24 protein-coding genes are annotated in these 20,594 nt (G+C 61.6%); 23 read left to right on the top strand and 1 reads right to left on the bottom strand.

Features of this window, described 5'->3' with window-relative positions; translation table 11 throughout:
• Positions 1 to 47 precede the first annotated feature (47 nt).
• The 11 genes from EDE12_RS09195 to EDE12_RS09155 all read left to right on the top strand — a co-directional run bounded on the left by EDE12_RS09195 (position 48) and on the right by EDE12_RS09155 (position 7,176).
• Positions 48 to 548, top strand: coding sequence for a hypothetical protein (locus tag EDE12_RS09195; protein WP_026598608.1), 501 nt, complete (start codon positions 48 to 50; stop codon positions 546 to 548).
• A gap of 11 nt (positions 549 to 559) precedes the next feature.
• Positions 560 to 1,201, top strand: a complete 642-nt coding sequence (locus tag EDE12_RS09190; protein ID WP_051592458.1) for a hypothetical protein — start codon at positions 560 to 562, stop codon at positions 1,199 to 1,201.
• 61 nt (positions 1,202 to 1,262) lie between these two features.
• Positions 1,263 to 1,598 (top strand): head-tail adaptor protein, encoded by a 336-nt coding sequence (locus EDE12_RS09185; protein WP_026598607.1) that lies wholly within the window; start codon positions 1,263 to 1,265, stop codon positions 1,596 to 1,598.
• A 456-nt stretch (positions 1,599 to 2,054) separates the two neighbouring features.
• Entirely contained in the window at positions 2,055 to 2,585 is a 531-nt protein-coding gene (locus EDE12_RS09180; RefSeq protein ID WP_026598606.1) for an HK97 gp10 family phage protein, read from the top strand.
• Positions 2,586 to 2,596: 11 nt separating this feature from the next.
• A complete protein-coding gene (locus EDE12_RS21835) occupies positions 2,597 to 2,809 on the top strand; it encodes a hypothetical protein (RefSeq protein ID WP_026598605.1) in 213 nt (70 codons plus the stop codon).
• On the top strand, positions 2,806 to 3,240 hold the full coding sequence (locus EDE12_RS21830) for a DUF3168 domain-containing protein (protein ID WP_026598604.1): 435 nt from the start codon (positions 2,806 to 2,808) through the stop codon (positions 3,238 to 3,240). The genes EDE12_RS21835 and EDE12_RS21830 overlap by 4 nt, the downstream gene beginning before the upstream one ends.
• 24 nt (positions 3,241 to 3,264) lie before the next feature.
• Positions 3,265 to 3,726: a phage tail tube protein gene (locus tag EDE12_RS09170; RefSeq protein ID WP_026598603.1), complete on the top strand. Its 462-nt coding sequence runs from the start codon at positions 3,265 to 3,267 to the stop codon at positions 3,724 to 3,726.
• The gene (locus tag EDE12_RS09165) at positions 3,723 to 4,127 is read left to right on the top strand and encodes a gene transfer agent family protein (RefSeq protein ID WP_026598602.1); all 405 of its coding nucleotides are present in this window, start codon (positions 3,723 to 3,725) and stop codon (positions 4,125 to 4,127) included. The genes EDE12_RS09170 and EDE12_RS09165 overlap by 4 nt, the downstream gene beginning before the upstream one ends.
• The gene (locus EDE12_RS21825) at positions 4,124 to 4,279 is read left to right on the top strand and encodes a hypothetical protein (protein WP_157198935.1); all 156 of its coding nucleotides are present in this window, start codon (positions 4,124 to 4,126) and stop codon (positions 4,277 to 4,279) included. Before EDE12_RS09165 ends, EDE12_RS21825 begins: the two co-directional genes overlap by 4 nt.
• A gap of 9 nt (positions 4,280 to 4,288) precedes the next feature.
• Positions 4,289 to 6,493, top strand: a complete 2,205-nt coding sequence (locus EDE12_RS09160) for a hypothetical protein (RefSeq protein ID WP_026598601.1) — start codon at positions 4,289 to 4,291, stop codon at positions 6,491 to 6,493.
• A gap of 44 nt (positions 6,494 to 6,537) precedes the next feature.
• A complete protein-coding gene (locus EDE12_RS09155) occupies positions 6,538 to 7,176 on the top strand; it encodes a DUF2460 domain-containing protein (protein WP_026598600.1) in 639 nt (212 codons plus the stop codon).
• A 66-nt stretch (positions 7,177 to 7,242) separates the two neighbouring features.
• Here EDE12_RS09155 and EDE12_RS09150 read toward each other — a convergent pair whose 3' ends face one another.
• Positions 7,243 to 7,563 carry a hypothetical protein gene (locus tag EDE12_RS09150; RefSeq protein WP_134188057.1) on the bottom strand — a complete coding sequence of 107 codons (321 nt, stop codon included), beginning with the start codon at positions 7,561 to 7,563 and terminating at the stop codon, positions 7,243 to 7,245.
• Positions 7,564 to 7,709: 146 nt separating this feature from the next.
• Here EDE12_RS09150 and EDE12_RS09145 point away from each other — a divergent pair, with 146 nt between their 5' ends.
• The 12 genes from EDE12_RS09145 (at position 7,710) to EDE12_RS09095 (ending at position 20,585) form a co-directional block, all read left to right on the top strand.
• Positions 7,710 to 8,606, top strand: a complete 897-nt coding sequence (locus tag EDE12_RS09145) for a DUF2163 domain-containing protein (protein WP_026598599.1) — start codon at positions 7,710 to 7,712, stop codon at positions 8,604 to 8,606.
• Positions 8,607 to 8,634: 28 nt separating this feature from the next.
• Positions 8,635 to 9,048, top strand: a complete 414-nt coding sequence (locus EDE12_RS09140) for an NlpC/P60 family protein (protein WP_245511930.1) — start codon at positions 8,635 to 8,637, stop codon at positions 9,046 to 9,048.
• A gap of 31 nt (positions 9,049 to 9,079) precedes the next feature.
• Positions 9,080 to 13,192 carry a glycoside hydrolase/phage tail family protein gene (locus EDE12_RS09135; protein WP_026598597.1) on the top strand — a complete coding sequence of 1,371 codons (4,113 nt, stop codon included), beginning with the start codon at positions 9,080 to 9,082 and terminating at the stop codon, positions 13,190 to 13,192.
• Positions 13,167 to 14,378 (top strand): hypothetical protein, encoded by a 1,212-nt coding sequence (locus EDE12_RS09130; protein WP_026598596.1) that lies wholly within the window; start codon positions 13,167 to 13,169, stop codon positions 14,376 to 14,378. Before EDE12_RS09135 ends, EDE12_RS09130 begins: the two co-directional genes overlap by 26 nt.
• On the top strand, positions 14,332 to 14,829 hold the full coding sequence (locus EDE12_RS09125) for a hypothetical protein (RefSeq protein WP_051592457.1): 498 nt from the start codon (positions 14,332 to 14,334) through the stop codon (positions 14,827 to 14,829). The genes EDE12_RS09130 and EDE12_RS09125 overlap by 47 nt, the downstream gene beginning before the upstream one ends.
• Positions 14,830 to 14,924: 95 nt before the next feature.
• Positions 14,925 to 15,452: a TIGR02594 family protein gene (locus tag EDE12_RS09120; RefSeq protein WP_051592456.1), complete on the top strand. Its 528-nt coding sequence runs from the start codon at positions 14,925 to 14,927 to the stop codon at positions 15,450 to 15,452.
• A gap of 14 nt (positions 15,453 to 15,466) precedes the next feature.
• Positions 15,467 to 15,598 (top strand): hypothetical protein, encoded by a 132-nt coding sequence (locus tag EDE12_RS22445; protein ID WP_280949682.1) that lies wholly within the window; start codon positions 15,467 to 15,469, stop codon positions 15,596 to 15,598.
• A gap of 106 nt (positions 15,599 to 15,704) precedes the next feature.
• Positions 15,705 to 16,187, top strand: a complete 483-nt coding sequence (locus EDE12_RS09115) for a hypothetical protein (RefSeq protein ID WP_026598594.1) — start codon at positions 15,705 to 15,707, stop codon at positions 16,185 to 16,187.
• 165 nt (positions 16,188 to 16,352) lie between these two features.
• On the top strand, positions 16,353 to 16,661 hold the full coding sequence (locus EDE12_RS09110; RefSeq protein WP_036290853.1) for a hypothetical protein: 309 nt from the start codon (positions 16,353 to 16,355) through the stop codon (positions 16,659 to 16,661).
• A gap of 19 nt (positions 16,662 to 16,680) precedes the next feature.
• On the top strand, positions 16,681 to 17,031 hold the full coding sequence (locus tag EDE12_RS09105) for a hypothetical protein (RefSeq protein ID WP_026598593.1): 351 nt from the start codon (positions 16,681 to 16,683) through the stop codon (positions 17,029 to 17,031).
• Positions 17,032 to 17,217: 186 nt separating this feature from the next.
• Positions 17,218 to 19,497 (top strand): sensor histidine kinase, encoded by a 2,280-nt coding sequence (locus EDE12_RS09100; protein ID WP_084768502.1) that lies wholly within the window; start codon positions 17,218 to 17,220, stop codon positions 19,495 to 19,497.
• Positions 19,494 to 20,585, top strand: a complete 1,092-nt coding sequence (locus EDE12_RS09095; RefSeq protein WP_026598589.1) for a hypothetical protein — start codon at positions 19,494 to 19,496, stop codon at positions 20,583 to 20,585. Before EDE12_RS09100 ends, EDE12_RS09095 begins: the two co-directional genes overlap by 4 nt.
• The last annotated feature ends 9 nt before the right edge of the window (positions 20,586 to 20,594 follow it).

The following is a 20,594-nucleotide window of genomic DNA, read 5'->3' as shown; positions in this document are numbered from 1 at the left end:
CCGGGCGTCTCTTCCCTCGCGAAAACGAATCCGAGGAATCAGAACCGATGAAAATCAAGCTGCTCACATCGATCGCTGGCGCGCATCAATCGGACCTGCCCGGCGATATTGTCGACAAGCCCGACGACGTCGCGCGCGCATGGATCAAAGAGGGCCTCGCGATCGAAGCGCCGGAACAAGACATCGCGGCTGCGCGTGTCGCCGAGCTGTCCAAGGCGCTCGACGGTGTGACCGCCGAGCGCGAAGGCCTCGTCAAGCAGGCCGCGGACCTCGCCGGCAAGCTTGCCTCCGCCGTCAAGGAAAAGGCCGGCGCCGTCGCCGAGACCGAGGTCCATCGCAAGGCTGCCGATGCGGCGCGGACGCAGCGCGACGCCGTCGTCGAGACCTTCGAAAAATACAAGGTCGCGGCGTCCATGCGGCTGAAGGCCGCCGAGGATGAGCGCGACGATTTCAAGAGGCAGGCGGAAGCGCTGGCCGAGCAGCTCTCGACCAAGCTCGCCGAGCTGGCCGAGCAGCCCGCGACGAAGCCGACCGATCTGGCGAGCTGATCGGAGGCCATATGACCGGCGTCTATAATCTCGTCTCGTCGTCGTCGACGCCGATCGTCTCTCTCGCCGAGGCCAAGCGGCAAACGAACACGGTCGATTTCGGCGACGACGACGGATTGCTGACGGCGTTGCTGGACGTGGCGACGCAGCACTTCGACCTCGAGAACGGGATCATCGGCCGTCCGCTGCTCACGCAGGTTTGGGAATATACGGCGCCGCCGCCTCCGCTCGACAATGGCCGTTCCGATCCGCGCTTGCGCGGCCTGCCGGCGGCGACGGGCTTCGTCATCGATCGCGCGCCGCTGCAATCCGTCGACAAGGTCGAATATCTACAGGACGGCGTCTATCAGACGCTCGCGACCGGGCAATGGGTGACGCGGAAGATTTCGAAGGAGCTGACCTTCGTGCGTCTCGCCAAGGGCGTCGCATGGCCGCGCGTCGACGATGACGAGGCGGCATGGAAAATCACCCTATCGCTCGGCTATGGCGCGACGCCCGATCTTATCCCCGCGCCGATCCGTCACGCGGCGCTGCTCATGATCTCGCATCTCTATCAAAATCGCGAGGCCGTGACCGGCTTCGGCGCAGCGTTGCAGGAAACGCCGCTCGCCGTCGCCGCGCTTGTCGCGCCCTTCCGCTCGCCGAATTTCTGAAAGAGCTTTTTCGCATGCTCTCACCCGAAAACCGCTTCGCACTTTTCGGGAGCATGCGCTGATGCTCGCCGGACGCATGCGCTATTCGGTCACGATTCTGCGGCGCGCCGACGTCCCGGACAATCCGGGCGGCGTCGCGCGTGGCGATTTCGCCGACGCCTTCACGACGCGCGCATCATTCAAGCAGGCGTCGGGAGCGAAGGCGCTCGAGGCCGGGCTCGTCGAAGATCAGGCGCGCGGGCTGCTCAGAGTCTATGACTGCGCACAAAATCGCACGATCAACGCCGCCGATCGCATCCGCCTCGAGGGCGTCGAGTGGTCGATCGAAACGGTTGCGTTGCCGGACAAGGTCCGGCGCTTCATCGAAATCACGATCGCGCGCAAAATTGGGGGCTGAAAGGGAACGCTGCCCATTGATCGAGAGCGTAATATCACGTCAGAAAGAATTTTCGAAATTCCCCCAAAGCTTCGTTGCTATGTCCCCTTGAGATTGAAATGCCATCGCCCAACGAGAAAACAACAATATCCCTACTGTTGAACTGATTGCTTTTTCTATCGATAATATACCTGACTCGGTTTTTCACAATTTGGACGTGATCCGCACTCTTCACAAGGCAAAACTGTCCAAAGTCTTTGCAGAAATTTTTTCTACCAAACAACCTCTCAATGTCTCGATATATATCGGCATAAAGATTTCCCGGCGGCTGCGCGGCACCGTGCAAGTCAAAAGTGACCAAATACAACTTCAAGGCTCCGCTCCGATGTCAACGGCAAGAGGACGCGGGACCCAACTTACCTGCGAGTAGCTGACGGTCAAGTTGAACGTCTAAACGCACCCAAACCGAGACACCGCGTGCTCCCCCTCTTCACCATCGCCCGCTCGGCCTTCGCACTCTATGAGATAAGCGAAGCGACCGGCGTCATAGGCTTCGACGATTTCGCCGCCGCGCTCGGAAAGATCGCAGTCAAGATGGCGTTGAAGGCGCATCGCATCGACCGCGGCGCCCTCGACGACATGGTAGCGCTCGCGCAAGAGCGCGTTCCGCAGGCGACGGGCACGCTCTATTCGGGAATCGAGGGCGAGGAAACCGACGCTTTTTTCGAGTTTCGCGCTTCGGCGCAGCATGTCCGCGCGAACGGCAAGCTTTCCGCCGACTACGCGCATTTCGTCGAATTCGGAACGCATCCGCATGACGAGTCGGGGCCGGGCGGAACGAGCGCCTTCGCGAGCCGTCGGCGCAAGAGCGAGCGCCACGGCCATCCGGGAACCGAGGCGCAACCTTTCTTCTATCCGTCAGCGGACGAAGCGCTCGAACGTCGCGGGCTCGCCATGGAAGACGTGATCCCGGATGCGGCGGCCGAAGACGGTTGGGAACTCGGTTGAAGGGGAAATCCATGCCGAAGGTCAGAGTCGATCAATTGGCGATCGTCGTCGCGCGTCCGAGCGTGCATATCGTCTATCAGCCTGGCGAGCGCCTCGCGCCCGACGCGCATATAGAAGAGATCGTGCGGCAGGGAAAAGGCGAGCGCCTGACCTCGCGCGGCGACGAATTCCGAACCGAGCCGCAGGCCGACGCTTCCGAGCTGAGCGCGGAAATCCCGCAATGACGCCGCTCAAAGCGTTCAAGATCGCCGTCGTCGAGGCCTTGAAGGTCGACGCGGGCGTGGCGGCGATCGTCGGCGGCAAGATCTATGACGAGGTTCCCCGCGATCATCGCGGCGAGCCGACCGACGCCAATGCGCCTTTCGTCTATCTCGGACCGCTCGGCTGGCGTCGCCTCGAGCTGGGCTGCAATCCGGGATATGACGTCGCTTTGCGCCTCTATGCCGTGTCGACCAAGTTCGGCCGCGAAGAAGTTTGGGCGCTTCACGAAGCGATGCGCCTCGCATTCGACTTGAAGACGCTCACGCTCGCCGGCGGCCATCTCATGACGCCGTTTCGCACGATGGCGGGCGGCGACGTCATTGCGCTCCCGTCGCCGAAGGAATGCTTTCTCGACCTGCGGACGCAGCTCTCCGACGCAACCCCCTACCCCTGACCTCGAGAGAAAGGACACGGCGCCATGACCGCGAATCCCGTTCTGCCCTTGCCCGGCAATAAATTCTATCTGCTCGTCGGCGACGGCGCGACGCCGACCGAGGCTTTCACCTTTTTCTGCGTCGGAACCACGGTCGACTCCAAGCATGGCGCCGAAGTCGAAGACGCCTGGGCGGCGGATTGCGCCGATCCGACTGCGCTTCCGACGCGAACTAGCGCCGTCAAGGGGCTCACCTGGGATTTGACCGCGTCCGGCGTCTGCGACCCGTCGAAGACGCCCTATCAGCGCGTCATCACGGCTTACCGCGGCGGCGCGGCGCTCAATGTCCAGCTCATGCGAAACCTGCCGGGAACCTCCGGCGGCAATATCGAACAGGGCGCGTTCCTCGTCACAAATTGGACCGAGCAAAAGGCGGACAATGGCCTCGTGAAGTTCAATTGCGACTTCCACGGCCAAGGCAAGCCGACCGTGACGGCGAACGCATGAACGAGACGCTTCGTCACACTTCGATCCATCGCGATCTTGCCGGGCGGCGCCGCAAGCTCGAATTGCGGCTCGGCGAGATCGGCGAACTCGAGCGCATCTGCGGCGCGGGGATCGGCGCCATATTGCTGCGTCTCTCGACCATGCAATGGCGCTATGACGATATTCGCGAGACGATTCGCCTCGGGCTCCAGGGCGGCGGCGCGAGCGAGCCGGACGCGACGGCGATCGCGCTGCATTATCTCGACCCGCGGCCGAAAGGCGAGTTCCTCCAGCTCGCCGCCGATATTCTCAACGCCTGCGTCGTAGGCGTCGAGCCGGGAAAAGCGGAAGGGGAGACGGAAGAGAGCGACGCCCCGGCGACCTCTCCCCTTTCTATGAGATCGCCGGAGCGCTCCGAATGAGCCCGCGAGACGTCGACGCGATGACGCTCGCCGAATTCGACGCAATGCTTCGCGGCTTCGCGAAATCCCGTGGCGTGACGCTCGACGGCGCGCCATCGGAAGCGGACTATTTCGAAGCTCTGGCGGCTTTCCAGGCCGCCGGGCTCGCGTGAGGAAAAACCATGGCGTCGCCGAGCCGCGCTCTCGTTCTACGCTTCTCGACCGATCTCGAGCCCGCCAAGCGCGGGCTCGCCGATCTCGCCACGACGGCCAGAACGCAGCTCGCGACCGTCGCCGGCGCGGCGGTTTCCGCCGCGCGGACGCTCAACGCCACCAGCGCCAGCGTCGCGACGGCGTCGAGCGTCGTGACGCAAGGGCTGCAATTCTTCGCCGCCTATAAGCTCGCGCTGCTCGCCGCCACGGCGGGAATCGCCGCCTTCGGCGCCGCGGCCGACATTGCCGCCGATCAAGTCCAAAAATTGCAGGCCATCGCGCGGGGGTCCGAGGCCGCGGGCGTCTCGTCGACGTTTTTTCACGTGTGGCGCAATCAAGCGTCCGAACTCAATGTCGAAGTGAAATCGCTCGAACAAGCGCTCATTCACGCCAAGCAGGCGGTCCGCGAGACGGTCGACGACAATGGCAAGGATCGGATCAATTCGATCGGCCGTTTTCTCGATGAGCAGTATCGAGGCGGACGCGTCCAGGGGCGCGGCCTCGGCGACTATCTCGGCGCGGACACGAATGAGCAAAAGATTAACGCCGTGCTGACGGCGATGCGAGAACTGCTGGCGCGCGGGCGCGAGGTCGAGGCGCTCCATCTCGCGCAAATGCTGACCGGCGCGCCGGAGCTGGCCGAAAAGCTGACCGAGGCCGTGAAGGCCGGCAAGATGAAGATGACCGAGCTTGTCGGCGAGGCGCAGCGCGGCGGAACCGTCTTCGACGAAGACATGGTGAAGCGCGCCGACGAACTCGACGAACGCTTGCGCAAGGCCAAGGCCACAATGGCCGAGGGCCTCATGCCGGTCCTCAAAGACCTCGCCGGCCTCGGGCTCGACATAAAGGACGGCTGGGTAGGCGTCGAAGAGGTTCTCGCGCGCGTCGTCGTCTTGGCGGGAAAGCTCTACAGCGCCATCAAATCGCTCGGCGATCTCATCCCCGACGTCGGCAAGGGGCTCGAGAAATTCGGCGATTGGATTACGCCCAAGCTCGAGCGTCTCGGCGTCGTCGAGGATCGCGCCACGCGCGAGCGCAACATCGCGCGGGTCGGCTTGGAGCATCCCGGCGTTTGGGGCGGCGGCCTGACGGATGAGCAAACGCGCGCCGCGCTCGGCCTCGTCAATCCGCGCCGCAGCTCGATCGGCGTCGACCTCACGCCGACCGCCGGCGCGCTCGACGCCGCGCGAAACGCGCCCTTGCCGCCCGTGCGGCCGTCGCTCTCGGCGCTGGAATCGACCGGCTCCGCCGCTTCTTCGCGCGCTGCCCGCGCGCCGGCCGCAACGGCCGCAACGGCCGACCAAGTGGAAACCTATCTCGCGCAGCTCCGCAAGAGCGTCGACGTCTTGCAGGCCGAGGCCGATGCGCAAGGCAAATCGAACGTCGAGAAAGAGAAGGCCGTCGATCTCGCCCGCGCCGAAGCCGCAGCGCGCGAGCGCGGAACGCCTTTGACCGAGGCCGAGATTGCGCAGGTCGAGCGCCTCGCCGAGACGCACGCGAAGCTGCGCCAGCGTATCGACGACGCGGCCAAGGCCCAAGCCGCTGCGCGCGAACAGGCGCAGTTCTTCGGCAATGCGGCCTTCGACGCCATCGACAAGCTCTTGGAGCCGGGCGCGAAGTTCAATGACGTCCTGAAGTCGATCATCAAGACGTTCGAACAGGCCGCGTTGAAGGCGGCGCTGCTCGGTGAAGGTCCGCTCGCGTCGCTGTTCGGCACGCAAGGCCAGAACGGCAATATGGGGGGATTATTCGGGTCGATCGGCGGCCTCTTCTCCGGCGGCGTCAATTCGAACTTCATTGGCCAGCCGGCCGGCGCGGTCGGGCCGTTCCCGCAAAACGGCAGCGGGGATTTCTTTTCCTCGCTCTTTTCCGGCTTTTCGGGCCTCTTCGCGGACGGCGGCACGATTCCCGCCGGCGGTTGGGGCGTCGTCGGCGAGAATGGACCCGAGCCCATTTTCGCCGGCGCCATGCCGGTTTCGATCATGCCCAACGCGATGGCGCGCTCGGTCCTCGGCGCAGCGCCGAACGCCCGTAGCGCCGGCGCGTCGAGCACGACGCATAATTATATCGACTTCAACGTCACGACGCCCGACGCGGGCTCGTTCTCCCGATCCGAAGGGCAAATGACGGCGCTTCTGACGCAGGCGATCGCCCGCGGCCAACGCAATCTTTGAGAAAGCGCGCGAGCGGTCGAGCTGGCGCAGAGCGAGCGCACACAATGTCCGCCTTTCACGAAGTGCTCTTTCCCTGCGATATCGCGCTCGGGAGCCGCGGCGGCCCCGAGCGTCGCACGGATATCGTCACCATGCGGTCGGGTTTCGAAGAGCGCAATTCGATCTGGGCGAATTCGCGCCGGCGCTACAATGCGGGCTATGGCCTGCGCGACAAGGACGACGCCAAATTCGCCGCCGTCGTCCAGTTCTTCGAAGAGCGTCGCGGGCGGCTCTATGGCTTTCGCTGGCGCGATCGCTTCGACCTCTCTTCCGCGTCGACGCCCGGCGTCGCCGTCACGCCCGTCGATCAGCAGATCGGAACCGGTAACGGATCGGCGACGGCGTTTCAGCTCGTCAAAACCTATGGCGCGAGCTTCGCGCCCTATGCGCGGGCGATCAGAAAGCCGGTCCTGGGTAGCGTGCGGGTCGCGGTTAATGGCGTCGAATTGACGTCCGGCTGGGCCGTCGATCCGACGACGGGAACCGTCACCTTCGGAACGGCGCCCGCCTCCGGCGCCGTCGTCAAGGCCGGCTTTCAATTCGACGTGCCTGTCCGCTTCGATATCGACTATCTCGAAATCGATTACACGACATGGAAAGCGGGGCAGATACCGAATATTCCAGTGATTGAAGTCAGAATCTAAAAGAGGGCTTCCCGCGGCCCTTGCAAACGAGGCTGCTCTATGCAGCCTCGTTTGCATCGCCTGCTTCTACTCGACCTGCATCTTCGCTAGGGAACGAACGTCCTTAAACCACGAATTTTCTGAGCACATTAAGCCGCGACCCCAAATCAAAACCCATGACCCGTATCCATCTCCAACCAACAATGGCGTATCTTTTTCATTTTTTGCAACAATCTTCATTGTTTCCAATAGGTTATACCATCTTTCTGCAACGTCCTTCCAAATCTGAGACGTCTGCCGTTCTTGATTATACCAAATCAGCAATTCGCTAACTGAAATCTCTGCATATCCTCGGTCTACAACTCCTTCCAATCGCAATAGAAGCTCATTTTCATGACGGATGGCCATCTGCGCACTCCTGTGTGCCGCCGAAACAGCGCGGCATAAACACATTAGTAGCACGCTATTTTTTTAGCAAGCTTTTATTTTTAGGAAAGCTCAGATGTCACTGAAGCACGAAATTGTACCCACTCGCCGAGCGGAGTGATGCGACAATGAAGAATCTTTCACCGGCCTTCGTTCTTCATCTCGCAAGCGGTGCCACCACGCTCGCCTATTGCTGGCGCATCCGGCGTCGCGACGGCGTCATCCTCGGCTTCACCGAACATGACGAAAACATCGTCTATGCCGGAACGATATTCGAGGCGTCGAGCGGATTCACCGCGTCGCAAATTCAGCAAGGCCTCGGCCTCTCGATCGACAATTTCACCGCGTCGGGCGCGCTGTCGTCGCTGGCGATCAATGAGACCGACCTCCTCGCCGGCCGTTACGACGATGCGACGGTCGAATTGTTCTGGGTGAATTGGGCCGATCCGACGCAGGGCGTCACGATTTCGAAAGGCAATCTCGGCGAGGTCAAACGGCAGGGCCTCGCCTTCACGGCCGAATTTCGCTCTCTCAGCTCCCGCCTCAACCAGCCGGTCGGCGGAATCTATCAGCGAACCTGTTCGGCCGTGCTCGGCGATGCGAAATGCCGCGTCGATCTATCGAACCCGGCGATGCATGGAACCGCGCTCGCACAAACGACCGGGATCGTGCGGGATATCGTCGTCACGGGTCTATCGGCCTTCGCTTCGGACTGGTTTACCGATGGCGTCATGAGCTTCACCTCCGGAGCGAACAGCGGCCTTTCGTTCGAAATCAAGAACCATCTGCGCACGTCCGGCGTCGACATAATCGAATTGTGGAGTTCGCCGGAATTCGCGCTCGCGATCGGCGACGCCGCCAATGTCACGGTCGGCTGTCGAAAGACCTTCAACATCTGCAAATCGAAATTTCAGAACGGCGCGAATTTTCGCGGCTTTCCACATATCCCCGGAAACGATCGCGTGACCTCCATCGCGACGCGCGACACGCCCGGCATGGACGGGGGCTCCATCCTTGGCAATTGACGGCTCGCCGATCGCCCGCGCGCGCGTCTTGGAAATCGCGCGCGTATGGCTCGGGACTCCCTATCACCATCAAGCGGCCGTTCGCGGCGCAGGCTGCGATTGCCTCGGACTCGTTCGGGGCGTCTGGCGCGACCTCTATGAAGCCGAGCCGGAGACGCCGCCGCCCTATTCTCCGGACTGGGGCGAATATGGCGAGGTCGAATATCTGCTCGACGCCGCGAAGCGTCATATGGAGCCGATCGCGATCGCGGCGGCGCGCGAGGGCGACGTTCTCGCCTTTCGCATGCGCGATCGCTGCATGGCGAAGCATCTCGCGATCAAATCGGGCGACTGGACGATGATCCACGCGCAAAGCGACGATCGCGTCCGCGAGGTCGCTCTCAGCCCTTATTGGCGTCGCCATATCGTCGCCGCCTTCGCGTTTCCCGGCGTCGAGCCGTAGCCGGCGGGAACGAGCGCAGGAACTTCTCTTAATGGCGTCGCTCATTCTCGGCGGGATCGGCAATGCGATCACGCCCGGTCTCGGCATGGCGGCGAGCCTCGTCGGCGGCATCGGCCTGTCATTCGCCGGCCGCGCGCTCGCGTCGAAAAAGCAGAGCCCGCAAATTCAGGTGACGTTCGGACAGCATGTCCAGGACGTCTATCTCACGGGCTCGTCGGAAGGCGCGCCGGTCCGCAAGGCCTGGGGCCGCATGCGCTTCGGCGGAAATGTGATCTGGGCTTCGAACTTCAAAGAGTGGCAGGAAAATCAGGTCAATTGGACCGCAAACGCGTCGAGCGGCAAGGGCGGCGGCGGCGGAACGGCTTGGACGCCGTCGATCAATGTCATCTATCACGCCAATCTCTCCTTCGCCGTCGCCTTTTGCGAGGGCGGCTCGGGAACGTCGCTCGGCAGAGTATGGGCGGACGGCAAGGAACTCGACCTCGCGCAATTTACATGGCGCTTCTACAATGGTTCCGATCAGCAATTGCCGGACACATTCATCGAATCGATCGAAGGTTCCGGGAATGCGCCCGCCTATCGCGGGATCTGTTATCTCGTCTTCGAAAACATGGTCCTCGACAAGTTCGGGAACCGCATGCCGCAAATCACGGCGGAAATCGTCCGCATGCCGGAAATCCCGGATGCGGACGATCTGACGAATTGCCTGCGCTCGGTCTGCATGATTCCCGGCCTCGGCGAGTTCGTCTATGGCTGCCAAGTCTACAAGGCCGACGATTCTTACGGCCATACATGGGTGTTGAACGCGAATATCCTCGATCAGCGCGCCGATTTCTCGATCTCGCTCGATCAGCTCGCCGGCGCGAATGAGCTGCCCGCGACCGCTCCGCCCGTCCCGCCCTATAATCTCCCCTGGGGCGGAAACCCCGACCCGCCGACCGGCGGCAATTGGACCTCTTCGCAGGGCGCGCTCTCGGCGCCCGACGCCGTCTCGCTCGTCGTCAGTTGGTTCGGAACCGATCTGCGCTGCGGACAATGTCAGATCGTGCCGAAGGTCGAGAACGCTTCCGCCAATGTGAAGCCGAGCAATTGGCAGGTCGCCAATTATTGGCGCGAAGGAATCCCGTGGATCGGAACGCAAACCGCGCCCGTCGTCTCGCATATCTACCCGAGCCTCTTCGATCCGACCGGCGTCGGCGGCTCGGTCTCGACGGTCGGCGGCTCGGTTCCGGCCTTCGGCGGGACGCCGTCCGACGACACGGTCATGCAGGCGATTCAGGAAATCAAGCGCAGGGGCCTGCGCTGCGTCTTCTACCCCTTCGTCTCAATGGACGTCCCGCCCGGAAACACGCTTCCCGACCCCTATGGGGGCGCGAGCCAAGCCGTGTTTCCGTGGCGCGGGCGCATCACCTGCGACCCCGCGCCGGGGCGCAGCGGAACGGTTGACAAGACGAGCGCCTGCGCCACGCAGGTCGACGCCTTCTTCGCGCAATACAATGTCATGGTGTTGCACTACGCCAATCTTTGCGTCCAGGCCGCGACGACGGCGGCGCTCTCCGGCGGGACGCCCGCCATGGTCGACGCCTTCATCATCGGCAGCGAGCTTGTCGGCCTCACGCGCCTGCGCTCGTCGGCCGGCGACGGAACCTATCCCGCCGTCCAGCATTTGAAAGCCCTCGCGGCGCAGGTCCGCGCCATCCTCGGGCCTTCCGTCAAGATCGGCTACGCGGCCGATTGGAGCGAATATCACTCGCACCGCCCCGGCGACGGAACCAATGACGTGATCTTCAACATGGACCCGCTGTGGTCCGACGCGAACATAGATTTCATCGGAATCGACAATTACCTTCCGCTCTCCGATTGGAGGGACGTCGGCTCGAATGTCGACTATCACGCCGATGGTCCCGTCTCGCCTTACGACAAGAGCTATCTGAAGGCGAACATCGAAGGCGGCGAATATTTCGACTGGTATTATGCGAGCGACGCCGATCGGGCGGCGCAAACGCGAACGCCGATCGTCGACGGGCTCGCCGGCAAGCATTGGGTGTTCGCGAACAAGAATATTCGCGCATGGTGGTCGAGCGCCCATTACAGCCGGCCGGGCGGAAGCGAGAATGCCTCGCCCACGGCTTGGGTTCCGCAGTCGAAACCGATCTGGTTCACCGAGTTCGGCTGTCCGGCCGTCCATCTCGGGAGCAATCAGCCGAATGTCTTCGTCGACCCGAAATCGTCCGAGTCCTTTCTGCCCTATTTTTCGAACGGTTCGCGCGACGATGCGATGCAACGCGCCTATCTCGAGGCGATGCTGACCTATTGGCGCGATCATTCGCCCGTGTCCGGCGGCGGCGTGAGAATGGTCGATCCGCGCAACATGTTCGTGTGGTGTTGGGATGCGCGGCCGTTCCCCGACTTTCCGTCGAAGAATGCGACATGGCGCGACGGCGTCAATTACGAGCTCGGCCATTGGGTGAGCGGTCGCGCGCAAGAGGTTCCGGTCCGATGGATCATCGCCGAGCTGTGCGGCGCGGTCGGCCTTTCCGACTTCGACGCGTCGCGCATCGTCGGGCCGGGCTCGCTGTCGATCGGCTTCGCCTCCGATGGCGTGGTGTCGCCGCGCGACGTGCTCTCCGGCATAGAGGACGCCTATCAATTCGACGAAGTGGAGAGTGACGGAAAGATCGTCTTCGCGTCGCGCGGCTATGCGTCGACGCTCTCTCTTTCGATTGACGATCTCGTTCTCGACGGCGATGGCGACGTCGGCTATTCGCTCACGCGAGCACAGGAAACCGACCTTCCGGGCTCGCTCAAGCTCTCCTTCGTCGACGCTTATGCGAACTACGCGACCAGCTCGGCGACGGCGCGCCGTTCGATCGGAACCAGCGAGCGCATCGCGACGGCGCAGGTCGGCGTCGTTCTCGAATCGAACCAGGCGCAAAAGCTCGCCGCCAATCTCTTGCAACAGCAATGGGCGGCTCGCGAGACGGCGCAGGTCAAGCTGCCGCCGTCGAAGCTCGCGCTCGACCCCGGCGATTGCTTGTCGCTCGCGATCGACGGCGTCACGCGAAGCCTGCGGGTCAAGTCGATCGAAACCGGGCTCTATCGCGCGCTCGACCTCTATGGCTTCGATCCGGCGCTCGCGCGCGGACAGGGCGGCTCGTCGGGAAGCCCGCGCTCCGCTCCCTCGGCGAAGACCTATGGCGGCGTCATCGTCGAGTTCATGGATATCCCCTTGCTCAATTCGGATGATCCGAAGCCATGGGCGCCGCGCATCGCGGCCTATGCCTCGCCCTGGGCGGGCGTCTCGCTCTATCGCTCGAGCGGGGCCGGCTTTGCGCTCATCGGTCAGATCGCGAAGACGGCGGCGCTCGGCGAGCTGACGAGCCCGCTCTATTCGGGGCCGCGCTCGATTTGGGACAACGCCAACGCGGTCTATCTGCGCCTCTATGATACGAGCGTGCAAATGCTCTCGCTCACAGAGCTGCAAACGCTCTCCGGGCTCGGCGCGGTCGCCGTCAAGAATCCGGCGAATGGTCAGTGGGAAATCCTGCAATTCGTCAACGCGACATTGACCGGAGCCGGAACCTACAAGCTTACGAAGCTGTTGCGGGCGCAGCAAGGAACCGAATCCGGCATGGCCGATCCGGTTCCGGCCGGCGCGCGCATCGTCTTTCTCGACGCATCCTCGCTCGGCGTTCTCGATATGACGGTCGACCAACGCAATGTCACTCAGGCATTGCGCTACGGCCCGTCCGTCTATGCGATTACCGACGCGAGCTATGCGCAGTCGGATTTCAGCTTCTCCGGCGTCGGCCTGCGCCCCTATACGCCCTCGCATCTTTCAGCCGCATGGCAGGGAAGCGGCGATATCGCTCTGTCATGGGTGCGCCGCACGCGATTCGGCGGCGACTCGTGGGAGCCGATCGATGCGCCGCTGAACGAAGACGCCGAGGCCTATCAGGTCGATATTGCGAACGGGACGTCGATTGTTCGCACAATGAGCGCCGGCGCGCCGAGCGCGGTCTATTCGGCGGCGCAGCAAACGGCGGACTTCGGCGCGCCGATCGCCTCGCTCACATGGACCGTCTATCAAATCTCCACGATCTTCGGTCGGGGAACAGGTGCGAAGGCCGTCTCGACGCCTTGAGCTGCGCCCGCGCGAAACCTGGACGGTCGAGCAGCTCGAAGATCTGCGACGGCGTTGGTGGAGCGGCGAAAGCGCATGGCGTCTCTCGCAACATTTTTGGATCGGCGTCGGCGCGATCGAACGGCGCGTGCGCGCCTATGGCTTTGTTCGCTCGCCGCGCTTTCGTCGACGCTCGTCACGCGTTCCGAAGAAAGCGCAGCTCGCCGAAATGCGCGCGCTCTATGAGAACGGAACAGCGGCATGGGCGATCGCCGATCGATATGGCCGCGAGGCTGCCGATATTCACTATCTCGCACGGCGCCACGGCTGGGCGCGACCTGCGGGCCATAGAGAGAGGATCGTCTCGACGCGCCGGTGGGAGCCGACCGAGGCGCAGGCCGAATGGTTGCGCGCCAATTGGATTTCCGATCAGATGCGATGGGATTTCGAGCATCATTTGCGCGCGTCCATGGATTCCATCCGGCGCGCCGCGAAGAGAATGGGCCTTCCCGAGCGAACGCCAAGGGCGCTCGCCGAAGCGCGTTGCGCGAACAGCGACGCGCGCCGGCGGCAAGATATGGTGGTGCGCGCGATAAACGGCGGCGCATCCGTCGCCGATCTCGTCACGCATCTCGGCATGAAAGAAAACACTGCGCGGGCCTATCTGCAAAAGGCGCGCAAGCGCGGCGTGAAGGTGCGCTCGATTCAGTTGAAATGGTCGCCGACCGAAGAGGATCGCGCGACCGTCGCCGCCGGCTACAGGCTCGGGATTTTCATCAAGACGATTGCGCGGCTGCTCGGCGCGCCGGACCGCTGCTCGAAACATTGCGTGTTCGGCCTCGCCAAGCGCATGGGGCTCGACCATCGCAACATTCGCGCGAACGCGCTCAACGTGCTCTCGCCGGAATGTCTGGCGACCTATGCGCGCACGGTCGGAAACCCCGTCGACCTCGTCCAGAAATTCTATCGCATGTCGCGCCAAATGACCGAGCGCCAGGCGCTTCGCGCGCTCGACGACTACGCCGAGGCGCTGCGGCTCTTCCCCGAAATCGTCGCCTATCGGGAGCCGCTCAAAGGATATCGAACCGTCGAGCCGAGGCGCGCGCCGAGCAAAGCGATAGAAGCCCGACGCCTCGAGTTCGAACAGCATGGGGAAGCCTATGGCCTATCTCGACTCCGACATTCTGCCGATCGCTCCGCCGCGTGATCTCGCTTCGCGTCCGGCGGCATGGACTGGCGCTCTCGTCAATGCGCGCCTCGTCGAGGCCTTCGCGACATTGAAGCGTCTTCCCGAGAAGGATCGCCCGCGCGGCTTCCGCCCGGCGCTGTCTTTCGTCATCCGCGACACATTCGAGGATGGCGTCGCCGCCGAGGCCTTGCGCGATCGCAAAGCCTTCGCATGGTCGCAACCGCGGCCCTCGGCCGCGGCGATCTCGCGCATGGAAGAGGCGATCGAGTGGCCGTCGAAACATCTCGCCGCCGATCATGACGCGCGTCGCGCATTGCTGATCTTCGCCTATTGCAAGGGCTTCGGGCGCTCTTTCGCAAAATGCGTCGCGGCGAACGGTCTGAAGCGCGGCGACGTCGAGCGCGATCGGTTGCGCGGCGCGATGACGATCGCCGGCGCGCTCGCACGCGCGGCCGTTCCGATCCGCTGACGAGCGGCGGCGGCTCGCAAGCCAATCCGGTTCGCCAATCCGGCGAGCCGTGAGCGCGTTCGCATCGGGCGCGCTCTCTTTCCGAAGGGTGAAACATGACGAATGAGACGAGCGGCGCCCTCGCGCCGCAACGCGCTATCGCTTTGCCGAAATGGATCGAAGTCGCGCGCTCCTATATCGGGACGCATGAGGGCGTCGGCGCGAAAGACAATCCGAAAGTCGTCGAGCTATACGCGCTCGCCGGCCATCCCGAGGTCAAGCATGATTCCGTTCCATGGTGCGCCGCCTTCGTCGGCGCGTGCCTGCGCAAGGCGGGCTTGTCGTCGAGCGGAACGCTTTGGGCGCTCGATTACGCCAAATATGGCGACAAGCTCTCGACGCCGATCATCGGCGCGATTGCGACGAAGAAGCGCGACGGCGGCGGCCATGTCTTTTTCGTCGTCGACTTCGACGCGACTCATGTCTGGGGCCTCGGCGGCAATCAATCCGACGCCGTGAGCATCGCGGTCTATCCCCGCAACGTGATCCATTCCTATTCCTGGCCGCATGGCGTCGCCTTGCCGAAGGGAACGCATGACGGCGCCTTCCGCGTCGGCGCCGTCAAGGCCGGAAGCGAAGCGTGAAAGGGGGCGCGCCCATGTCCCCGATCAATTGGAAGCGCGTCGCGATCATCGTCGCGGCCGTCGTCGTCGTTTCACTCGCCGCGCCGCTGCTGCTTTATATCGGCGGCGTCGCGCGATTGGCGGCGACGGGACAATCCTTCGAATAGCCTGCCTTCGAATAGCCCGCCTCGGGCTTCGAATTCGCGGCGTCCCGGCCGAGCGCCCGCGAGCTGCTCTTTCCGGCCATTTTCCCAAATCTCGAAAGGTAAAGTCATGAAACGCAACGTGCTCTCGGCGGGCGCGGCGATCGCCGCCGCATGCTCGCTCGCGCTCTGCGCGGCTCCCGCCGCGGCCGAGGCGGCCGCGCCGGCCGCGAACGTCGTGTCCATTCCCTGGGGCGATTGGCTGTCCTCTCTGCTCGTCTCGTCGGTCGGCCTCGTCGTCGCCGTCGTGAGCTGGGCGCTGCGCGGCGCGCCGGCGGCGCTGCGCGCCTATCTGACCAATGACGCGATCTCCAAAGCCGCGAACTACGTCATTGCGACCGAGGTCGGGCTCATCAAGGGCAAAACGGTCGAAATCGGCGTCGCCAATGACCTGATCGTGTCGGTCGCCTCGCGCGTCATTGCGAACGAGCCGCGAATCGCCAAATGGGCCGGCGACCTGCTCGAACCGCTGATCGTGGCCGAGCTGTCGAAGCTCGGCGTCATCCCGGCCGAGGCGGACGCCGCGGCCCTCGGCCTTCCGGCGGCGACGTGAGCTTTCTCACGAGTTTGGTCGGCGCGTTGTTCTCTTCGCTCTTTCAGGCCGTCGCTTCGGCCTGGGTGGGCGATCGGCAACGCGCCGACACGGCGAGCGGCCACGAACGCGCGGGCGCCGCCGAAGCCGCCAATGAAACGCAACAAGCGATAGCCGAGACTGCCGATGCGCGCGCGAGCCTTCCTTCTGAGCCTGACGATCCCGATTCTCTCGCTCGCAGCCTGCGACGACGGCGCGCCGCCGCCGATCGCGGCGGTCAGGGCCGTGACGGCGCAGGCGACGCCTGAAGCCCGAAAGGCCGAGATCAAGCGCCAGCTCGCGCGCATCTGTCCGACGCCCCTCGGCGATGCGGACCTCGAGCGGGCCGCGGCCTTCGTCGAGACGCATCGCGACAAGGACGCCGTCGCGGTCGTCCGCGACCTCTCGCGTCTCGACGCCGAGGCGCGGATCTGCCGCAGGCTCCCGATCCAATAAGGTCAAGCTGGGGGAATGAATGCAAAATGACGCCTATCATATTGCGCCGATCGTCGGATCGGCGGCGGGGGCCGGCGTGAGTGCCCTATTGCTCAACGGCCCCTGGCCGCTGCGTCTCGTCGCCGGCCTCGCCGGCGGCGCCTTCGCCTTCGTTGGAACGCCGATCTTCGCCCCGCTCGTCGGGGCCGGGCTCGCGTCGCTCTACAGTTGGGCGGGGCTCGACCCGGCGACGATTCAAGTCGATGCGGTCCCCGGATTTACCGGCTTCGTCCTCGGCCTGACCGGCATCGACATTTGCCGTTGGCTGATCGAGCGAACTAAGTTCGGGCTGTCAGTCATCAAAATTCCATGCTTTCGTCGAGAGGAATGAGTCCCGTGCTTCAACGAACCGCCAGGAAGCCGGGGCCCTCGTGCCGGATTTCGGAAAAGCGTGACAATGTCCACATTTTGAATCATTGGTTAGGATTTTGAGGTACCGCTTCAAACATGCATTTAGGGAATTGCGATTTTAGATTTCATAGTGGAATCAACGGCACAAGCACCAGTGGGGTAGAATTTGACACAGGAAGAAATCAGGGAGGCGGTCGCGGCCGAACTGAAAAACGCCGCGCCGAATTGGCTCCGCATCGAGCAGCTGAGCCGCCGACTCGTCGAGTCCGATCCGGACAGTGTTCGGTTCGTAGTTGATGCTGGGCATATAAACCGTTTGGGCGCAGAACTTGTTGGCAAGCAAGACACTGCGCTCTCTGAGCTCATCAAAAATGCTTACGACTCTGATTCCACTCAGGTCTCAATTACCTTCAGCAACTGCAACCGTCCCGGCGGCGCCTTAGCGATCGTCGATAATGGCTCAGGAATGCAAGATGACGTCATTCGCTCAAGTTGGATGAGGATTTCAACGGCGGCAAAAATCGACCAACCTCGCTCGCCTCTCTTCAACCGCGTGCGCGCCGGCAGAAAGGGGATTGGACGTTTTTCTGTGCAAAGACTTGGAAAAAAGTTGCAGCTAGAATCCCGCCCAAGGGGACTACCTTTTGGCTTCCGAGTAGCCTTCAATTGGGATGAGGAGTTCCGCGCAGGGCGGGATCTAAATGAGGTATTTAGCAAAATACATCGCTTCGACAAAGAAGCAGATGATTGCGGAACAACCTTAAGAATTATGGACCTTAGGGACGCGTGGAGCGACTCAGCGCTTGCCAAAGTATGGCGCTCTGTACTTCTTCTTCAGCCTCCATTTCCTATCTCTCGCTTATCAACAAAAATTAGCCAACGGGTAGACCCGGGTTTTGCAGTTACGATAAACGGAATCACACGCGACCAAAAGAGATCAGAATATTCGATCGAATCGGAGTTTTTATCTCAGGCTTTCGCAACAATAACTGCCACCATTGACGAGGATGGAAATGCTGCGGCTAATGTATCAGCTCCGAAGCTGATGTTAAATGATATTCAAAAAATGGATCAGCATTATCTTATAACAGGACCAGTATCTCTAACCGCATCATATTTTATTTACCACAGTAATACGTTGTCCGGAATGAAAATGGCGACCGCCGCCGAGCTTGGTAGAAGTTTTGGTGGAATACGAGTTTACCGGGATGGCTTTCGTGTCCTCCCCTATGGCGAGTCGACCGACGATTGGCTTGAACTCGACCGAGACGTCTCACGTCGAGAATTATTAGTCCCGGCCAACAATCGTAATTTTTTCGGCCATGTCGAACTCCACACCGTTGAAAACCCGCTCTTCGAGGAGACCAGCAGCCGCGAAGGTCTACTTGAAAACGAGGCATTTCTTGAGTTGAAGAGCTTTGTTCGTAACGCCGTCGAATGGGCCGTGAAACGTGTGGCCCACTCTCGCAATCGGAAGCAAGATGCAGGTCAGCGTAATTTCGTCGCGGAACCACGTAAGCCGTCTGAGTTCCTTCGGACATTGCGGGAGAATCAGGATCGGACTTTGCGGGAGAGCCCGGACCCTCGCGCCGCGCAACGCGATCTGGTCGTCGCCGAGCACATGCTCGCGCAAGCTGAAGCGATCGCGGCCGAGTATGAGAACCAGGTAGACAAAGAACGAGCAGCTTCTCTCGAATATGAAGAGATGCTCAGACTGCTCGCGTCGCTCGGACTTTCGATCACTGTATTTAGCCACGAGGTCAAGGGGGCTCGTGACGCGATGCGTGCAAGACTCGATCTTTTGGAGGATGCAATCGCGGGAGTGCGAGATGATTGCCCAAAAGCGCCGTTAGAGCGTCAGTTCCTGGAAATGAAAAGGGCGGCAGATCGAATGTTTGACATTGGTGGATATATTGGGAAGCTAATGTCAACTACGGAGAGTAGAGAACTTCACTCATTGTCGGTTCTAGGCGCACTGCGTCGCTTTGCGGAGCAGTTCTCGGAATACATGAAGCGGCAAGGTGTGAGTTTTAAAGTGGAAGTCGATCCGGCGACACTTCGGACAATCCCGATGCACAGCAGCGAATTAGATGCTGTGCTACTTAATTTTCTAACCAACTCCATAAAATCGATGCGGAAGGCACGGGTAAGTGATAGGGGGGTTCGCTTAGATGGCCATCGCGACGGTCGCCACGTCGTCATAGGCTTTGAGGACAGAGGACCAGGTGTCCCGCTCGCAGATCGAGAACGTATATTCGACGCTTTCTTCACCACAACGATGGCGGCGGAGGACGATGGAGTGACGGGACCCGGGACTGGTCTGGGCCTCAAAATCGTCGCAGATATTGCGGCTAGCTACGGCGGATCTGTACGCGTAGTCGAAGCAACCGAGGGATATGGCTGCCGCTTTGAATTTCGCGTCCTTGCATTTCTGGAGGAATCTTGACCTACATCGGTGTGCTCGTCGACGATCAAGAGTCTGTTTACGCTGAGACGTTGTCGTCAGGCGCTCTTCACTTCGACGCAATAGATATGACAGAACTCACCTTGCTAGCGCGCAAAATCATCGACAAAAACCCGATGATAGTTGCCTTAGATTATAGACTCGACGAGGCTCCTGACGGTTTAAATTCCGAGCAGACTTTCAAGGGCAGCGCACTTGGTCAACATCTACGCGATATCGCAGTGGAGCGCCCGAGTCGAGATTTTGCGCTCGTGCTCGTGTCTGCAGAAACTAAAATAAAAAGCCTGTATCGGCCCGACAAAACTGCTCATGACTTGTTCGATAGAGTCTACGTTAAAGAGGATATCAATAACTATCGCGAGAGGACGCGGAAACAATTAGTGAGTCTCTGTAAAGGTTACGAAAAACTTCGAGCCGCGGATGGGTACTACGACTTACATCAGCTCTTGGACGGCATAGAGAATGATCGCCCCTTTATAGATGTTCAAGAATTAAGGACCAAGGTTTCTGAGGCGAAGGCACCGCACGTCATATCGCGGATCGTTTTCGGACTGATCGATCGCCCCGGGCTGCTCATCGAAATCGAGGACGTGTGCGCACATCTCGGGATCGACATTCGTCACCAGGACACGATCGCCAAATTTTTAGATACTGCTGGCATCAGATATACTGGGATCTTTGGGGATGGCTGGAAGCGGTGGTGGTTGAACCGACTGGAAGATTGGGCGACCACCCATTTCGGTCGACGCGCCACTGGCTTACCTGCATCAGCCCGTGCAAAAATTCTCTCAGATTTAACGGGCGAATGCCTTGAACCAGCGAGGTCACCTTGGAATAATTCAGGTGAGGAGTTCATCGCTTTTGCGTGTGCTTGTTGTCGTCGAGGCACAGAGTTGCGCCACTCGGTTGCGGCCTTTGAGCCAATGCTGCCCCGCTATGCTACCCGGCGTCGTATATGCTGGGACTGCATTCAGACTGACCGACATGAAAGCGGCGATATATCTTTCATTGTCGAAGATGTTGACAAGGAGTTGGCAAATAAGGTGAAGACGAGGGAACGATCCGAATAAAAGGGGTTC

The organism is Methylosinus sp. sav-2 (assembly GCF_004366495.1).
In the GTDB taxonomy this organism is placed as follows: domain Bacteria; phylum Pseudomonadota; class Alphaproteobacteria; order Rhizobiales; family Beijerinckiaceae; genus Methylosinus.
The sequence above is the reverse complement of the archived record's forward strand: the minus strand, read 5'-3'. Positions and strand labels throughout refer to the sequence as shown.

What these genes read in the sequence shown, in the direction of transcription:
- EDE12_RS09195 (WP_026598608.1), top strand. Translation starts at nt 48, where the DNA reads ATGAAAATCAAGCTGCTCACATCGATCGCTGGCGCGCATCAATCGGAC.
- EDE12_RS09190 (WP_051592458.1), top strand. Translation starts at nt 560, where the DNA reads ATGACCGGCGTCTATAATCTCGTCTCGTCGTCGTCGACGCCGATCGTC.
- EDE12_RS09185 (WP_026598607.1), top strand. Translation starts at nt 1,263, where the DNA reads ATGCTCGCCGGACGCATGCGCTATTCGGTCACGATTCTGCGGCGCGCC.
- EDE12_RS21835 (WP_026598605.1), top strand. Translation starts at nt 2,597, where the DNA reads ATGCCGAAGGTCAGAGTCGATCAATTGGCGATCGTCGTCGCGCGTCCG.
- EDE12_RS21830 (WP_026598604.1), top strand. Translation starts at nt 2,806, where the DNA reads ATGACGCCGCTCAAAGCGTTCAAGATCGCCGTCGTCGAGGCCTTGAAG.
- EDE12_RS09170 (WP_026598603.1), top strand. Translation starts at nt 3,265, where the DNA reads ATGACCGCGAATCCCGTTCTGCCCTTGCCCGGCAATAAATTCTATCTG.
- EDE12_RS09165 (WP_026598602.1), top strand. Translation starts at nt 3,723, where the DNA reads ATGAACGAGACGCTTCGTCACACTTCGATCCATCGCGATCTTGCCGGG.
- EDE12_RS21825 (WP_157198935.1), top strand. Translation starts at nt 4,124, where the DNA reads ATGAGCCCGCGAGACGTCGACGCGATGACGCTCGCCGAATTCGACGCA.
- EDE12_RS09160 (WP_026598601.1), top strand. Translation starts at nt 4,289, where the DNA reads ATGGCGTCGCCGAGCCGCGCTCTCGTTCTACGCTTCTCGACCGATCTC.
- EDE12_RS09155 (WP_026598600.1), top strand. Translation starts at nt 6,538, where the DNA reads ATGTCCGCCTTTCACGAAGTGCTCTTTCCCTGCGATATCGCGCTCGGG.
- EDE12_RS09150 (WP_134188057.1), bottom strand. Translation starts at nt 7,563, where the DNA reads ATGGCCATCCGTCATGAAAATGAGCTTCTATTGCGATTGGAAGGAGTT.
- EDE12_RS09145 (WP_026598599.1), top strand. Translation starts at nt 7,710, where the DNA reads ATGAAGAATCTTTCACCGGCCTTCGTTCTTCATCTCGCAAGCGGTGCC.
- EDE12_RS09135 (WP_026598597.1), top strand. Translation starts at nt 9,080, where the DNA reads ATGGCGTCGCTCATTCTCGGCGGGATCGGCAATGCGATCACGCCCGGT.
- EDE12_RS09125 (WP_051592457.1), top strand. Translation starts at nt 14,332, where the DNA reads ATGGCCTATCTCGACTCCGACATTCTGCCGATCGCTCCGCCGCGTGAT.
- EDE12_RS09120 (WP_051592456.1), top strand. Translation starts at nt 14,925, where the DNA reads ATGACGAATGAGACGAGCGGCGCCCTCGCGCCGCAACGCGCTATCGCT.
- EDE12_RS22445 (WP_280949682.1), top strand. Translation starts at nt 15,467, where the DNA reads ATGTCCCCGATCAATTGGAAGCGCGTCGCGATCATCGTCGCGGCCGTC.
- EDE12_RS09115 (WP_026598594.1), top strand. Translation starts at nt 15,705, where the DNA reads ATGAAACGCAACGTGCTCTCGGCGGGCGCGGCGATCGCCGCCGCATGC.
- EDE12_RS09110 (WP_036290853.1), top strand. Translation starts at nt 16,353, where the DNA reads ATGCGCGCGCGAGCCTTCCTTCTGAGCCTGACGATCCCGATTCTCTCG.
- EDE12_RS09105 (WP_026598593.1), top strand. Translation starts at nt 16,681, where the DNA reads ATGCAAAATGACGCCTATCATATTGCGCCGATCGTCGGATCGGCGGCG.